This window comes from Paenibacillus sp. Soil787 (assembly GCF_001429545.1).
Lineage (GTDB): Bacteria > Bacillota > Bacilli > Paenibacillales > NBRC-103111 > Paenibacillus_E.
Genome location: NZ_LMSP01000013.1, coordinates 137,065 through 151,828, shown reverse-complemented (window position 1 = coordinate 151,828; position 14,764 = coordinate 137,065). Strand labels below are relative to the sequence as shown.

Sequence of the window (14,764 nt, the reverse complement as noted above, 5' to 3'; positions counted from 1 at the left end):
GCTAGACGCAGACGATAATTTGTCTGCTGAAGTTGCCTTTATTGACGGTGCAGCGCTCTGCGATGCGAAATCCCGCTTGGACGATGAGCGGATCGATCTGCTCCGTCGTAACGATAACTGCGCGCTTCGCTAATCGGCGGGCGCTTTGGAGCATTTGAAGCTGCTCGTCCTCCGGCAGCTTCGAGCAGAGATTGTACGGCATGTCTAGGATGAGCGCATCATAGCGGACCTGCGGGCTGGTCGTGGTCGGTGACAGTGTCACCTGCTCGCCCACCAAGCCAAGGGTCCGCATATCCGTGATGCTCACCACGTTCGGCATGCCGAAGTGGTCGAGATTCACCCGCGCGCCGCGCACCGCCAGCGGGTTGATGTCGCAGCCCACGATGTCGATCCCCATCGACATCGCCTCCACCAGCACCGTGCCGATGCCGCAGCACGGGTCAATGGCTTTCGTGCCCGCAACAATGGGTACGGCAATGTTCACCACCGCCCGCGCTACGCGCGTACTCAGGGCGGTGGAGTAGTTCTGCGGCTTCTGCTGATGCTGAAGCCACACGGCTTCGCCGTAGCTGCAGTGGCCAAACAACCATCGGCCTCCCAGCTCCGTCACGGCGAACCACTGCTCCGGCCGTCGCATCTCGGCTTTGCCGCGAAGATGCCGGCCTATTTCGCGAGCGACCTCGCGCTGGCGGTCCGTACTGACCGCTGCGTCCGTCTCCGCGAACGCAACCTTGAACGTTGACCCCTGCACGGTCAACGTCTCCACTTGCGAGGCCAGCTCCGGCAAGCTGCCGGCCTCGAACAAAACATCCAGCCGCAGCTTCAAAAACGGGCTGCGGCTAGGCTCCACTGGGCGCGTGCTAACGGCGTAGCGCGCGCCAAGCACTGTCTCTGCGCCCAGTAAGGTGCGCAGCTCTAACTGGCATAGCGCCTGCTCGTCTTCGTGGCAGGCATATACGTATATATGTTCCATGTTTCATCCCTCATTTTACATGTTAAAAGTCTATCTCTTTTCCCTTCATCCCAGCACCTAATACTTCTGCTGCACAAACTGCTGCATCAACTGCTTCATAAACATATCCATCGTCTTACATAGGAACATATCCTTACGATACACAATACCGACATCCTTCTGGGGAATCGGATCTATAATCGGGATGCTCCGAATGCCGCTGCTGCGGGTACTGTCCACATAAGACTGTGGCAAAATAGCTCCGGCTACATTATTTTTGGCCATCTGAAGCAGTGACTCCAAGGTTGAGAGCTCTATCGCGGGCTTCCATTCAAAGCCAGACACCTCACAGCAATCATCCATCATTTGCCGAACATAAAACTTTTTCTGGAGCATAGCGACTGGAAGCTGGGCCAAGTCCGCCAAACGAATAACTTTCGCTTGGGCAAGCGGATGCTTGTCCGAAATAACAAACCGCAGTTGTTCATTGTACAACGGGATGTAATGGAACTGTTCATCTTCATCAGGCAGGAAAACAACCCCCATGTCAAGCTGGTTGCTCAGTAAACGCTCTTTCGTCTCCTCGGTAGCGAGTTCCGTCACAGATAGCTCGATTTTCGGGTAAAGAGCATGGAAAGCAATTATCGTCGCGGTGAGCAAATGATTACCGGAGCAACCAATGCGCAGCCGTCCCCGCTGCATACCTTGGATCTCATTAATGGCCGCCTGAGCTTGATCCAACTCATGGAACATGTTCCTGCTGTGTTTATGAAGGATTTCGCCTGCTTCTGTGACGTAAATCTTTTTACCGATCCGCTGAAAAAGGGGTGATCCTACCCGATGCTCCAACAGACGAATCTGCTGGCTGAGTGTGGGTTGGCTGATGCCAAGCTTTTCCGCTGCCTTCGTGAAGTGAAGTTCTTCGCATACCGCTAAAAAGTATTCCAATAACCGATGCTCCATCTTGGTATGCCTCCGATCATAGTTATTAACTATGATGGTAATTGATTATTCGCAATTGATCAATGATTGTTATTTATCTATAGTAACGATAACAGGTAAGAACATATCTTAAAAGGTGGTTGATGGCGATGTATGGACAGATTCGAATCGAACACAATTTGAGTTGTAAAGCAAAGCCCCGTTTGGAAGAAGACTTAGGGTTTGGCCGTCATTTTACTGATCATATGTTTATGATGGATTTCGAGGAAGGAAAGGGTTGGCATGATCCGCGTATTATCCCTTATGGGCCTATTTCCCATGATCCTTCCGCGATGGTATTTCATTATGGGCAAGCCGTGTTCGAGGGTTTAAAGGCTTTTCGTACGGAAAAGGATGAGATCGTATTATTTCGACCTGACCAAAATGCGCAGCGGCTAAACCGTTCCTCCGACCGGCTGCAAATGCCTCAAATGGACGAGAATTTCGTCGTAGACGCCATTCAAACCCTCGTTCGTGTGGATGCCGAGTGGGTTCCTAGAAAGAAGGAGTCCTCTTTATATATTCGTCCTTTTGTGATAGCTACCGAAGCCGGCTTAGGCGTGCGTGCCTCATCGCGGTATTCGTTCGTAATCATTATGTCGCCGGTCGACTCCTATTATGAGGAAGGGCTTCAGCCCGTTAATCTCCTTGTTGAGAGCCATTATGCCAGGGCCGTTCAAGGTGGCACAGGCAATGCCAAAACAGCTGGCAATTACGCTGCAACGCTCAAAGCACAAGCCCTCGCCAAAGAACACAATTGCGCTCAAGTGCTCTGGCTGGATGCCATCGAGAAAATATATATAGAAGAAGCAGGCAGCATGAATGTCTTTTTCAAAATCAACGGGGAAGTTGTGACCCCTAGCCTTAGCGGCAGTATTCTGGACGGCATCACGCGAAAAAGCATCATTCACCTGCTCAAGGAGTGGGGCATTTCGGTTACAGAGCGGAAAATTTCGATCGATGACCTTGTTCTTGCCTATAAGAACGGAACCCTGGAGGAAGCCTTCGGTACCGGTACGGCTGCCGTCGTGTCCCCTATTGGCAGTCTCCTGTGGAACGGTACGCCTATGGTAATTAACCAAGGTAACATTGGTGATCTGGTTCGTCGGCTTTACGATACGATTACCGGGATTCAATATGGAAGAATCGAGGATTCTTACGGTTGGACGATTTCTTGCTAATCGACTAGCTAAAGCAAAGATAAACGACTCCGTCGTCCTTCAGGGACGAGCGCGTTTGTCAAGGTAGATGCGAAGCAAAAGTATTTATACTTTCTCTACTAAAAAAGACACCTCGCGGGTGTCTTTTTTCATTTGGAAGTTATCGTCCATAGTAGCTCGTTTAGGCGTTTAGATTACTTGAGTAGCTAGCTCTTTTACATCTGACAGCGAGTGTCGGATTACAGGGTATTTCCCAGCCATACACCGTTGATGCAAAAAGTGCAGCAAATTCACTCTATATCGGGATTTTAATGCGAGATCATGCAAAAAATACAGCAAATTCCTCGATCACTCCCCGTTTTCGGCTAAAATGCGGAATTTTGATGCACAAAATACATCATTACTCCTCCAAACAGAAAATACACGATGATTTGATGCATTTTATGCAAGTAGTTGCCCGCCGACTCACCCTTGCCTGAAAAACGTCCAATGTTAGCTCGTTTAGATATTTGATTACTTGGAGCAGCTAGCGCTTTGCAGATAGTGTGTGTGAGCGACAGCCTAGGTAGTCTATCGAAATTACCTATTTTTCACCTTTCCCATCACTCTCTGTTTCCTTCTCTTCCTTCTCTTTGTTCTCCACAAGCTGCCCATCGATGTCGATAACATCCTTGCTGTTCATCACGTCATCACCGAGAAAATCCCTCAGCTTACTCTTCGCTTTGCGCTTTACATCGTCATCGATACTCTTTGCGACAGCTGCCAAAGCAAACCCCAGTGCACTTAAATCATCCACATACCCAACAATAGGCAGCAAGTCCGGCACGAGATCCAGCGGCAGAATGAGGTAGCCCAGCGCGCCGTAGATTTGAACTTTTGCTCTTATCGGTGTTTTCGGACTTTCTAAGGCATAGAAGAGCAGCAGTCCGCTGTAAAGAACTTTGACGCCTGCCTTTTTTGCGCCTTTTTTCAATTTCCACCAGAAGCCGTCGGTTGAGAAATATTTTTGATATTTGGAAGAGTTCATCGTACGATCACTCCAATCATTTTTATATATCCCAGATGATAATCACATGTTGTTATTTCGTTTGTTTGCCTACCTAAGCTCTCTCACTCACTCAGTGAATCTATGTTGATTTTGTCACAGAAGAGCAGCAATTTGCAAGGCGTCTTCAAGTATTTTGGTCAAAAGGGTATGTTCGGTGCTTGGCAAACTCATATGGAAGGCGGAGGGCCAAATTGGGCATCGGATTCCACTCCCCAATCCACCAAACCTCATGAAAGGGAACGACGATGCGTTATTTTGCATAATAGTCGCTATTTTGTTAGTTAAACGGAACGACAAGCCCTTATTTCTCCTCCGCAGGCAGTATTTCAATCAAAAGTGGCAAAATAACGTCTCCATGTTCCCCTTACGCTCAAAAAGGCTGGATATTTGATAAATAGCGCCTCGTGGTTCCGCTTGCTGCTTCCGAGCCTTGCAGGCGTTACCTAAAAGCGCGGCTTCTACTTCTACTTCTACTTCTACTTCTACTTCTACTTCTACTTCTACTTCTACTTCTACTCCTACTTCCGATTTTACTTTCACTTCAACCACAACGACCACAACCTCCTCCTCCACTTTTATTCGACATTGAAATCAGGGGCAAGCTTCCGGTTTGCACAAATGCTATACAAGGATAAACGACTCCGTCGTCCTTCTGGGACGAGCGCGTTTGTCAAAGTAGATGCGAAGCAAAAGTATAAATCTTATACGCTTATCTACTCAAAAAATAGAGCTACTCCCCAAGGAGCAGCTCTATAATGGCTACCAAGCCAAACACACTTAACATAACACCCGATATCCGGTTGATCCAGCGAAAAACTGTAACATGAATGCGATCTCGAAGCAAGCCAATCACCGTGCTTAGCGCAAACCACCATAAGGCGGAGCCTACGAATACACCGATCACCAGGGCAACTGCTGATGCAATGCCTGTCTGTGAACCGCCAATCCCTAAACCAGCAAACGCGCCAAGAAAAGACATAATGGTCATCGGATTCGTAATGGTCAGCATCAGTGTGGAGACGTACGATCTGAAAAGCGTATTGCCTGAGGCTTTGGCGGCATCGGCAGCAGGCTTAGAGCGGAAAGTCCGTACGCCTAAATAACATAGGAACAGGCCACCTACTGCTTGCAGCAGCACCTTTTGGTCAAGCAGGAAACTGGTTATCAGCGTAAGGCCGAAACCGGCGATAAAGCCGTAGAAAGCGTCCGCCGATGCTGCACCCAACCCTGACAAAAAGCCGTGCAATCTGCCTAATGTGATCGTTCTTCGGATACATAAAATACCGATAGGCCCGACCGGTGCAGCGATTGAGAGCCCCAGTAAAATTCCTTTCAATAACGGAATGAGCATCGTGATTACAGTACCTGCTCACCATCATACGTAGCAATCTTCTTGTAAAGATCCGGACGGCGGTCACGGAAAATACCCCACTCGATACGCTGAACTTCCAGCTGATCGAGATCGAATTCGGCAACAAGCACCGTTTCCTCATCACGGCCAGCTTCCTCTATCATATTGCCCTGCGGGCCAGCGATGAATGACGAACCATAGAAGTTGATGCTGGATTCCTCATCTACTTCTTTACCGATTCGATTCGACGCGATAACCGGCATCAAGTTCGACGCGGCGTGGCCGCGCATGCACATTTGCCAGTGATCCTTAGAATCGATCGAACCATCCTGCGGCTCGGAGCCGATAGCGGTTGGGTAGAACAGCAACTCTGCACCCATCAAAGCCATAACCCTTGCAGCTTCCGGGTACCATTGATCCCAACATACGCCTACGCCGATTTTGGCATAGCGTGTTTTCCAAACCTTGAACCCGGTATCGCCGGGGTTAAAATAGAACTTTTCCTCATAACCTGGGCCATCAGGGATATGACTTTTACGATAAAGGCCAAGCACTTCGCCATCAGCGTCGATGACAGCTAACGAATTGTAGCGTGCGTAATTCTTTTTCTCATAAAAGCTTATCGGCAGTACGACCTGAAGCTCTTTGGCAATTTCACGGAAATGTTTGATTGCTTTGTTGTTCTCCAGCTCCGTCGCGTAATGATAGTAGTCGGACTTCTCTTTTTGGCAGAAATACGGTGTCTCAAACAATTCCTGGATCAATATAATTTGAGCGCCCTTCGCGGCTGCTTGGCGAACCAAGGCCTCTGCTTTGCGAATGTTTTCTTCTATATTATCGGAACAGCTCATTTGCGTTGCTGCTGCTGTGACTTTTCTCATTGGAATCACCCTTTCTTGCTAGCTGGCATTTGCTGTGTCGTGCAGTGGACGTTGCCGCCTTCTTTGATGATGGACATGCCGTTAATCGTGCGGATTCTGCGATCCGGGAAAGCTGCGCTTAGAACCTCTTCTGCCTTGCGATCTGTCTCTTCCGCAGTTCCGCCGAACACCGGCAAAATAATGCCGCCGTTTACGAAATAAAAGTTCAAATAGCTTAGCGTCAGACGCTGCTCTTCAAAGAACGTTAGAGGAGGCTGCTCGATCTGAATAATTTCAAAAGAACGTCCTTTGGCATCCGTCGCATGACGCAGAATTTCTAAATTCTCTTGTGTAATCGCATAGTTGGCATCCGATGGATCGTTGCAGACCTGCAAAATGATTTTACCAGGAGCCGCAAAGCAAGCAATATTGTCGACATGACCGTCCGTTTCATCGCCGTCCAGCCCTTTATTCAACCAGATGATCTTCTCGACGTTGGCAAAGTTTTTCACATACTCTTCGATTTGTTCACGACTTAGGTCTGGATTGCGGTTCGTGTTCAGGAGACATTCCTCCGTGGTCAAAAGCGTACCTTCTCCATCCACATGAATGGAGCCGCCTTCCATGACGAGCGGAGCGTCAAAACGTTTCACACTGTGATGCTCCAAAATTTGTGGAGCCACGTTATCATCGAGATCCCACGGCGCATATTTGCCGCCCCATGCGTTGAATTTCCAATTCACAGCTGCGATTTCATGCTGCTCATTCAACAAGAACGTTGGCCCATTATCACGGAACCAAGCATCGTTATGCGGAATAATCAGAAAATCAACGTTCTTCTCGTCGAACATTGCCTTTACATCCTCAGCATCCGCCGGATTCACGATTACCGTCACAGGCTCGAACTCAGCAATAGCCTTGGCCAAATCTGCATAGCCTTTGGATACAACCGCATGATCCTCCGGATAAACCATCGAAGATTGAACGGGCCAAGAAATAAATGTGCGTTCATGTGTTGTCCATTCTGCTGGCATTCTATAGTGTAAATCCTTAGGTTTCATCTCATCCATCTCACTTTATATAAATTTGTTGGCAGCCATATGAAGGGCAAATATTGAAGGCAATTGCACCGTCTTTCATCATATACCAAAAGGAGCTTAGGCTCAATGTACATAGGTTTACAAATTTAGCAATCGTTTAAAAACCAATTTGTTCTGCCCTGCATATTTTGTTTGCTTTTAATGAACATTATATATGGCTTTACCAGCATTACCATGCAACCATTTGAAAGGACGGATCACATTGGCAACTGTTTTACACATCACAGCACATCCCCATGACCACCAAACATCATTCAGTATGGCTGTAGGCAAAGCCTTTATTGATGCCTATCGGGAAGCCAACCCTAATGATGAAGTCATCCAACTGGACTTGTACAGCATTCAAGTGCCTCACATTGATGCCGATGTATTCAGCGGTTGGGGAAAATTACGAGGCGGTCAAGATTTTGCAACTTTGGGCAGAGAAGAACAGACGAAAGTTAGCCGGATTAACGAATTAACGGATCAATTTGTAGCAGCGGATAAATACGTATTCGTCACGCCGATGTGGAATTTTTCTTTTCCACCCCTTATGAAAGCTTATATTGACTCTATTTGCATGGCCGGCAAAACGTTCAAATACACAGAAAACGGCCCAGTAGGCTTAATGCAAGGCAAAAAATCGCTGCATATCCAAGCTAGCGGCGGCGTTTATTCCGAAGGACCATTTGCAGGTTATGAAATGGGGCATCGTTATTTGGGTGTCGTCATGGGCTTTATCGGCATTACTGATTTTCAGGGCCTTTTTGTTGAGGGAATGGCTCAGTCACCCGACAAGGCCGAGCAAATTAAAGCGGAAGCGATTAGCCGTGCGCAAGCATTAGCTAAAACGTTCTAGAACTTGAAAAATCTTGTCGATCTGTATTAACTACGCGTTGGCGGAATAGAGAATTGGTTTGCTTACTTGGGTTCACATACCTCTCGAAAGGGAACGTCGATGCGTTATTTTGCTTGAAAATGGCTATAAGGCTAGCATAGCGGAACCTCAGTGCGTTATTTCCTCTTTGAGAACCGCATTTGAGCCCAGAATGGAAAAATAACGCATCCATCTTCCTTTGAGGCTAAAATAGGCCGATATTCCGGTAAATAACGCATCGTATTTCCCCTTGGCTGTAGCTAGAATCACTAAAAAGCTAAGTAAACCTTTTAGGGTCTACTTAGCTTTTTTGTTACTCCTTCGTCTTTTTGCCGCGATATTGCCCCGTCCGCAATTCCAAGATATAAGCATCCGAATCCGGCATCCGCTCATCCTTCGCTTGCTGGACAGCAAGTTTAATGTCGTAAGGCACTCTCACATGCTGGATATTGAACGCTGCGGGTTGTTGGCTGTGGTAGTTTCCTTCTAAAAGAACATAAGAAGCTTGTGTCAAATCCAGCGGATTCCCTACGCTTCCTGTATTGAAAAGCATTTTACCCCTAAGAACCTGCAAATAGGCGTTGTGAACATCACCATAGCCTGCCACGTCGGCTGGCAAAGGCTCCCCGCACAGGTCCGAAGACTCAAACATCGACATACGGCTTTCCATCGGGTCCCATGGCTGAATACGTTCATATACGCTTCTTGGCGAAGCATGGAATAACCTCACGAACTTCCCGCTCATCCAGAACTCATAGCAAAAAGGCAGCCCTTTCAAATATGTCAACCGTTCGCGTCCAAGCCTATTCTGCGTCCAAAGTAAAACCGGATCTTCGGTAGGATTACCGATGAAATCATCCCAGTTTCCCATAATGACCGTATGGCAAACTTCCCGCACGCGATCAACAACAAGATCCGAATGCGGTCCCTTCCCTACTAAATCCCCTAGACAAATAATCTCTGTAACATGTCGGTGCTGAATGTCCTTCATAACTGCTTCAAATGCAGGCATATTACCATGGATATCTGAAATAATGGCTAGTTTCTCCACCAACCCACCTGCCCTCATGTTAATAGACGTGAAATAGATGTTTCCCTCCCGCTAGCTCTGCCCACTAAAAACGGATACATGAGGTACAATCCAACCACATATAACAGGGCCGCTATATAAACAGGAAGTAAATGAATGAAGTCCAAGTAGCCAATGTGAACATGCACCAGGAGCCCCGCAGCGAATCCGGGAAGACCGCCCCAGAGAAACGTCCACCACAACCAGCTCTCACCTTGGTTGATCCCCCATAAAGCGGAGGCTGTAATCGCTACCGCTAGTGAAAAGAGCGCTCCGCCAAATCCTGCCCGGTCATGAGCAATGAGCGGGATGATGTGATCGTTCCAAGCAGCAAGCTGCTGGACGGTCAGGCCGAGATAGGCTAAATCTGTCGGTACGAACACGGTAGTGATACCGACGAAAGATATCGTCAAGCCTCCGATGGCTAAACCAAATCCGAGTACAACGAAGCAGCATTGCCCCCACTGCGCTCTGCGCCAAACAGCATCATTCAGCATGCCTGGCTTCTTCCGGGAGGGATGATCTTTCAAGCCGCGCAAGGTGAGCAGCAGCATCGGCAGAAGCACGGCCGCTGCTCCGGCATGAAGAGGATCAAAATAACCATAGCCGAGATAAAGGAAAAAGCTGCTGAAACCTACGGCACACGAAGTCATTACGGCCGTTCTCGCCCAGTGAAGCCCGCTTCGCAGGCCATGCCCTGCCAGTTGATAATAAAAGATACCTATCGAAATCATCGTTCCCGCTAACGTAATGCGGTCATGGGACATGAAATGTATAATATGCCCATTAAAGTGGTTTATGACACTCCGGCTCACGCCAAGAAAAGTTTCATCGTAAGGCAAGAGGACACTTGTGGACGCTATGAGCCATGCGAGTACACCACCAATGATCATGCCGATACCCAGCAGGCTCATCCAGCCCCAATTGGCCCAGAATGAAGGCGGCTTGGGCTCAGTTGTTTGCTTGATGCGATCATGAATGATCGCTTCGTTGATTCGCTTGGGCAGTCCCGGCCCCGCGTACACCAGCCCGCTATGCAGCTGGACGCTATTCGCCCCAGCTGCCAACAGCTCTAGAGCATCCTGCGGCTGATGAACGCCGCCGGCCGCGACAATCGTGCTCCGCTCGCCGAGCGACTCGCGGAGCAGCCGAACCTGGCTCAGCTGCGCCCCGAGCGCCTCCGCACCGCCGCCGACGCGTTCGCGGCGGGTGCTCGGCTCGCGCAGCGCTTCGCCGACGACGACACCGCTGAAGCTCGCGGCGGTGTCAGTGAGTTCACGCAGCATCCCGACGGGAGTTGGCTGCGGCAGGTAGAGCAGCAGCGGCTTCCCTGGGGCCGCTGCCAGTGCGAGCTGGCGTACCTCGCAGAGGTACGCTATCGCTTCCTCCGTTGGCCAGCCCTCGGCGAGGCCATCGATGTAGAACCCCGCCGCGTACGGCGCCAGCTTCGAGAGCAGCTCCTGCTGCTCCGGAAGCGCCTCGCGCGGCGAACTGCCCGGCATCGGCCGCAGCCGCACGAAGTGCGGCAGACGATGCCCCGTGCCCTTGCGCAGGCGCTGGACGATCGCGTCTGCGCCGTCATTGACGTAGCCATCGGGGTACACGATGGCTTCCCCCACCGAGTCGCGCTCGACCGGCGCGTCACTGCGCACTTCTCGGACCGTCACAGGTCCGATCTCGATGAAGCCGAACCCGAACTGGGCCAGCGCCTTGTGAGCGGTCCCGTGCGGATCAAGCGTGCCGCTTAGGCCGATAGGACACTGAATCGGCACCCCCGTCAGCTCATCCTCGAGGATCGGCGACAGCTCCATATGCCCCATCGTTTTGATCACGAACGTTCCGCCTGGAACGCGGCTTAATCCGCCTATCGCATGGAGGGTCAAGTTCCGGGCTATGCGCCCCGGCAGTCGAAATAACAACGGACGAAATATCGCGTGATAAGACCAATCAGGCATCGATAGGTACTCCTGTATTTGTTTATTTTAACCAGTATACCGCTATTTCGGCATCATACCTACGTCACAGATTGTTGCTATTCCCTGTGATTATAATCACAGATGCTCACTCGTCTTGTTCACTATACTTAGGGCATCAAGTTAATCTAAGTGAAGTGAGGCGATCCTTTATGTTAACCGAGCAAACCATCCGCGTTATTAAATCCACAGTTCCCGTACTGGAAGTTCACGGTGTAGCGATAACCAAACGTTTCTATGAAAGGCTGTTCACAGCACATCCTGAGCTGCTGAATCTCTTCAATCATGCGAATCAAAAACAAGGCCGGCAGCAAACCGCTCTAGCCAACGCCGTGTATGCGGCAGCCCTGCATATTGATCGGCTCGAGGCCATTTTGCCTGCAGTGAAACAAATTGCCCATAAGCATCGCAGTCTAGGCGTCAAGGCAGAGCATTATCCTATTGTCGGCCAACATTTGCTTGCAGCCATCAAAGAAGTACTGGGGGATGCGGCAACCGACGAAATTCTTCAAGCATGGGCTGAAGCCTATGGGGTTATTGCGGATGCTTTTATCAGTATTGAAGCCGAGATGTATGATACTTCTGCGCAGCAACCGGGTGGTTGGAAGGATTTCAGACCGTTCCGAATCATACGCAAAAACAAAGAAAGCGACGTTATCACTTCCTTCTACCTGGCACCCCAAGATGGGGGCTCACTCGCAGCATTTGAACCGGGGCAGTATGTGAGTATCCGACTTCAGATTCCAGGCGATGAACATACCCATATTCGACAGTACAGCCTTTCGCATGAACCCGGGAAGCCTTATTATCGCATCTCCGTAAAGCGCGAGGATCACAATCCTGCTGTTCCCGCAGGCAAAGCTTCGGTCTATCTGCACAATCAGGTGCAAGAGGGCGATGTACTGTGGTTGTCCGCGCCTGCTGGCGATTTTACACTGGATCAAAAGGATACTCGGCCTGTCGTACTTATCAGCGGCGGTGTTGGGCTGACGCCAATGGTCAGCATGCTCCATACCCTTACAACCACGTCGCCGAATCGTCACGTTACCTTTATCCATGCGGCTCAAAACGGTCAACATCACGCACTGCGTAAGGAAGTTGAAGAACTCGCCATGCAGCAACCGCAGGTGACTGTTGCCTGGTGCTATGAGCAGCCGACAGAAGCCGATGCAGCCGAGCAAGCTTTTCATAAAAAGGGATATATCGATTTGCCATGGCTCCAAAACATCGTACCGACTGTGGATGCTAGCTTCTATTTCTGCGGACCTGTACCGTTTATGAAAGCCGTGAACCAAGCGCTCCGTGAATGGGGTGTTCCCGATTCGGACCGCCACTACGAATTTTTTGGTCCTGCGGGCACTCTGTAAACGGAAAGCCGATTGGAATGGTTTTGCATAGTACTCGCCATGTTGACGATTCCTATTTGGAAATGAAAAAAGAGCCCTGCATAGTGGGGCTCTCCTACATTTTGCTATCATAGATTTGCATACTTATGGCGACTCGAGTTTCATTGACCCGCTCTTCTTCATGCTACCTGGTGCACGACTACCAGAGTCGCTGCAATCAAAGTAATCACAAAGGCCGGTATCGCACTTCCAACAGGATGCTTGACTCTGAAATGTGAAAGGCATGCCACCAGCATCGTAATGCCAATCCAAATGCCTGCCCATACGGCAGTTATCGGATTCCAGTATCCGATAACAAGTCCGGCTGCCCCGGCTAGTTGAACAAGCCCAGTAACAACTCGAAACCATTGCGGCAGTTTAATCGACTCGAACATTTCAACAAAATTTTTCGCACCTGCCAGCTTGCTTCCGCCGCCAAAGGCCATGGAGACGAGCAGAAAACTTTGCAAAATAACAAAAATGATACTCATAAAGCTCATCCTCCTTTTACAACTAGGCCAATACCTTTCCAAGCTCGCCGCACCATTTACCCCAGCCATACCTAGCGCCTTCGAGACCTTGAACATTGGCGAATCCGGTTTGTTCGAGATGAAGGTTAACCTTTCCGTCCCCTAAATCCTGCAGCGTCCAGGTGACCGTGTGCTTCTCCCCTCCGCTGGCCCAAGTATAGGACACCCGGTTTGGTGCGTCCACGATAAGCACTTCTCCGTCAATAATGCCATCCCAATATTCGGACGGCTGAGTGCGAAACTGAAACCGGTGTCCTACGACAGGCTCAAAATCATTATCCATCGCCTGACCATTGTGGATGTTGACCACCCACTTGGCAAGCTTGCTTGAATCGGTTAAGGCGGACCAAAGTTTCTCGATCGATGTCGTGTACTGAAAATCCAAGGATAATGCTAAACTCATTCTTCTTCCTCCTCTAATAGTTGCTTCAAGCGCAACATATTCGTACTCCAGAACTTTCCGTAGAAAGCCACCCAATCTTGAATTTCTCTGAGTGGATAGGCGTTTAGTCTAAATCGCGTTTCTCTGCCGACTTTTCGGTCAAGTACCAGTCCGGCTTCTTTAAGGATTGTCAAATGCTTGGATACCGCTGTACGGCCCATTGGAAACTGTGCCGTTAATTCATGAAGCGGTATCTCCTCTACTTCTGCTAACAGACGAATTAGTCGGCGCCTGGTCGGATCTGCAATCGCGTCAAAAACATCTCGCAACTGGTTGTTTTCGCTCACAACACCCTCTCCTATGTTCTTTGTCGATCCTCTGATAGGACACTATTTGGTGACTCTTTGAGTATATGACACCATTCGGTGTCTTGTCAACAACATTTTTAAACTACGCATGAAAACGGTCAGTCAGCTATGTGTGTCAAACTATTGATATTATGCCATTTGGCTCCTTGACTATGTGTTAAAAAGCCTCAGCGAGATAATGCCGAGGCTTTATGATCATGAATCAGTTTTGTTGGGTGTCAGGGTGGCCGGCGGCGTACTTTGGCCCATCGGCCAACAAAACCAGTCGTCGAAAATAATTGAAAATAGAGATAATGCTTTCTTAAGTTAAAGGAAGCATCAGACCATCTGCATTAATGACGGTTAGAATGATGATTAACACAGTAAAAACGATGGCCGCTGCGGTTTTACTGATTGGATCTTTGACCCTGAAATGCGCGAGACACGCCAATAACATAGTGACTCCAAGCCAAATGCCAGCCCATGCCACCGCCCCTACATACCAGTAGCCGATGATGAGTATTGCTGCTCCGACTAACTGAACGATACCTGTGACGACACGAAACCACTGCGGTAGTCCAAGATTCTTGAAAATATCAGCCCAGTATTTGGCCCCTGCGATCTTGGCGCCTCCTGAAAAGGCATAGTATAAGACTAGCAAACTTTGAAGAACGATGGAAAATATAGTCATTAGGACTTCCTCCCTTTATTTTAAGCACCATAAATTTCGTATTATCATTCTGCCAACATCTTTTCGGCCTGCCCACCCA

The 14,764-nt window shown here is 49.2% G+C and carries 16 protein-coding genes; 3 read left to right on the top strand and 13 right to left on the bottom strand.

Translation table 11 applies throughout. The features are described from left to right. Position 1: 1 nt before the first annotated feature. On the bottom strand, positions 2-973 hold the full coding sequence (locus tag ASG93_RS16425; RefSeq protein WP_056833633.1) for a TRM11 family SAM-dependent methyltransferase: 972 nt from the start codon (positions 971-973) through the stop codon (positions 2-4). A 57-nt stretch (positions 974-1,030) separates the two neighbouring features. Then, on the bottom strand, positions 1,031-1,915 hold the full coding sequence (locus tag ASG93_RS16420; protein ID WP_056833632.1) for a LysR family transcriptional regulator: 885 nt from the start codon (positions 1,913-1,915) through the stop codon (positions 1,031-1,033). Between the two features lie 128 nt (positions 1,916-2,043). Between ASG93_RS16420 and ASG93_RS16415 the strand changes: the two genes are divergently transcribed. Next, positions 2,044-3,114 carry a branched-chain amino acid aminotransferase gene (locus ASG93_RS16415; RefSeq protein WP_056833631.1) on the top strand — a complete coding sequence of 357 codons (1,071 nt, stop codon included), beginning with the start codon at positions 2,044-2,046 and terminating at the stop codon, positions 3,112-3,114. Between the two features lie 562 nt (positions 3,115-3,676). On the opposite strand, the gene ASG93_RS16410 is transcribed toward ASG93_RS16415, so the two are convergent. The 5 genes from ASG93_RS16410 to ASG93_RS16385 all read right to left on the bottom strand — a co-directional run bounded on the left by ASG93_RS16410 (position 3,677) and on the right by ASG93_RS16385 (position 7,413). Then, positions 3,677-4,120 carry a YkvA family protein gene (locus tag ASG93_RS16410; protein ID WP_056833630.1) on the bottom strand — a complete coding sequence of 148 codons (444 nt, stop codon included), beginning with the start codon at positions 4,118-4,120 and terminating at the stop codon, positions 3,677-3,679. A gap of 351 nt (positions 4,121-4,471) precedes the next feature. Next, positions 4,472-4,690 carry a hypothetical protein gene (locus tag ASG93_RS16400; protein ID WP_156410926.1) on the bottom strand — a complete coding sequence of 73 codons (219 nt, stop codon included), beginning with the start codon at positions 4,688-4,690 and terminating at the stop codon, positions 4,472-4,474. A gap of 181 nt (positions 4,691-4,871) precedes the next feature. Further along, positions 4,872-5,492: a LysE/ArgO family amino acid transporter gene (locus tag ASG93_RS16395; protein WP_056833627.1), complete on the bottom strand. Its 621-nt coding sequence runs from the start codon at positions 5,490-5,492 to the stop codon at positions 4,872-4,874. 5 nt (positions 5,493-5,497) lie between these two features. Then, a complete protein-coding gene (aguB, locus tag ASG93_RS16390) occupies positions 5,498-6,373 on the bottom strand; it encodes an N-carbamoylputrescine amidase (RefSeq protein WP_056833626.1) in 876 nt (291 codons plus the stop codon). A 5-nt stretch (positions 6,374-6,378) separates the two neighbouring features. After that, a complete protein-coding gene (locus ASG93_RS16385; RefSeq protein WP_056833625.1) occupies positions 6,379-7,413 on the bottom strand; it encodes an agmatine/peptidylarginine deiminase in 1,035 nt (344 codons plus the stop codon). A 241-nt stretch (positions 7,414-7,654) separates the two neighbouring features. Here ASG93_RS16385 and ASG93_RS16380 point away from each other — a divergent pair, with 241 nt between their 5' ends. Further along, positions 7,655-8,290, top strand: a complete 636-nt coding sequence (locus ASG93_RS16380; RefSeq protein ID WP_056833624.1) for an FMN-dependent NADH-azoreductase — start codon at positions 7,655-7,657, stop codon at positions 8,288-8,290. A gap of 331 nt (positions 8,291-8,621) precedes the next feature. On the opposite strand, the gene ASG93_RS16375 is transcribed toward ASG93_RS16380, so the two are convergent. After that, positions 8,622-9,359, bottom strand: coding sequence for a metallophosphoesterase family protein (locus tag ASG93_RS16375; protein ID WP_056833657.1), 738 nt, complete (start codon positions 9,357-9,359; stop codon positions 8,622-8,624). A gap of 14 nt (positions 9,360-9,373) precedes the next feature. Further along, positions 9,374-10,879, bottom strand: coding sequence for a hypothetical protein (locus tag ASG93_RS16370; RefSeq protein ID WP_235550865.1), 1,506 nt, complete (start codon positions 10,877-10,879; stop codon positions 9,374-9,376). A gap of 608 nt (positions 10,880-11,487) precedes the next feature. Here ASG93_RS16370 and hmpA point away from each other — a divergent pair. Beyond that, complete coding sequence (gene hmpA, locus ASG93_RS16365; protein ID WP_414858873.1) at positions 11,488-12,717, top strand: NO-inducible flavohemoprotein; 1,230 nt, start codon at positions 11,488-11,490, stop codon at positions 12,715-12,717. 158 nt (positions 12,718-12,875) lie between these two features. On the opposite strand, the gene ASG93_RS16360 is transcribed toward hmpA, so the two are convergent. From ASG93_RS16360 to ASG93_RS16345, 4 genes are all read right to left on the bottom strand, one after another. After that, entirely contained in the window at positions 12,876-13,226 is a 351-nt protein-coding gene (locus ASG93_RS16360; protein WP_056833621.1) for a DoxX family protein, read from the bottom strand. Positions 13,227-13,248: 22 nt separating this feature from the next. Beyond that, positions 13,249-13,668: an SRPBCC family protein gene (locus ASG93_RS16355; RefSeq protein WP_056833620.1), complete on the bottom strand. Its 420-nt coding sequence runs from the start codon at positions 13,666-13,668 to the stop codon at positions 13,249-13,251. Then, the gene (locus ASG93_RS16350) at positions 13,665-13,994 is read right to left on the bottom strand and encodes an ArsR/SmtB family transcription factor (protein ID WP_056833619.1); all 330 of its coding nucleotides are present in this window, start codon (positions 13,992-13,994) and stop codon (positions 13,665-13,667) included. Before ASG93_RS16350 ends, ASG93_RS16355 begins: the two co-directional genes overlap by 4 nt. 322 nt (positions 13,995-14,316) lie before the next feature. Continuing rightward, entirely contained in the window at positions 14,317-14,685 is a 369-nt protein-coding gene (locus tag ASG93_RS16345) for a DoxX family protein (RefSeq protein ID WP_056833618.1), read from the bottom strand. Positions 14,686-14,764 lie beyond the last annotated feature (79 nt).

Excerpts from the sequence above, each read along its gene's own strand:
- ASG93_RS16425 (WP_056833633.1), bottom strand. The coding sequence starts at position 973 with ATGGAACATATATACGTATATGCCTGCCACGAAGACGAGCAGGCGCTA.
- ASG93_RS16420 (WP_056833632.1), bottom strand. The coding sequence starts at position 1,915 with ATGGAGCATCGGTTATTGGAATACTTTTTAGCGGTATGCGAAGAACTT.
- ASG93_RS16415 (WP_056833631.1), top strand. The coding sequence starts at position 2,044 with ATGTATGGACAGATTCGAATCGAACACAATTTGAGTTGTAAAGCAAAG.
- ASG93_RS16410 (WP_056833630.1), bottom strand. The coding sequence starts at position 4,120 with ATGAACTCTTCCAAATATCAAAAATATTTCTCAACCGACGGCTTCTGG.
- ASG93_RS16395 (WP_056833627.1), bottom strand. The coding sequence starts at position 5,492 with ATGCTCATTCCGTTATTGAAAGGAATTTTACTGGGGCTCTCAATCGCT.
- aguB (WP_056833626.1), bottom strand. The coding sequence starts at position 6,373 with ATGAGAAAAGTCACAGCAGCAGCAACGCAAATGAGCTGTTCCGATAAT.
- ASG93_RS16385 (WP_056833625.1), bottom strand. The coding sequence starts at position 7,413 with ATGAAACCTAAGGATTTACACTATAGAATGCCAGCAGAATGGACAACA.
- ASG93_RS16370 (WP_235550865.1), bottom strand. The coding sequence starts at position 10,879 with ATGCCGGGCAGTTCGCCGCGCGAGGCGCTTCCGGAGCAGCAGGAGCTG.
- ASG93_RS16360 (WP_056833621.1), bottom strand. The coding sequence starts at position 13,226 with ATGAGTATCATTTTTGTTATTTTGCAAAGTTTTCTGCTCGTCTCCATG.
- ASG93_RS16355 (WP_056833620.1), bottom strand. The coding sequence starts at position 13,668 with ATGAGTTTAGCATTATCCTTGGATTTTCAGTACACGACATCGATCGAG.
- ASG93_RS16345 (WP_056833618.1), bottom strand. The coding sequence starts at position 14,685 with ATGACTATATTTTCCATCGTTCTTCAAAGTTTGCTAGTCTTATACTAT.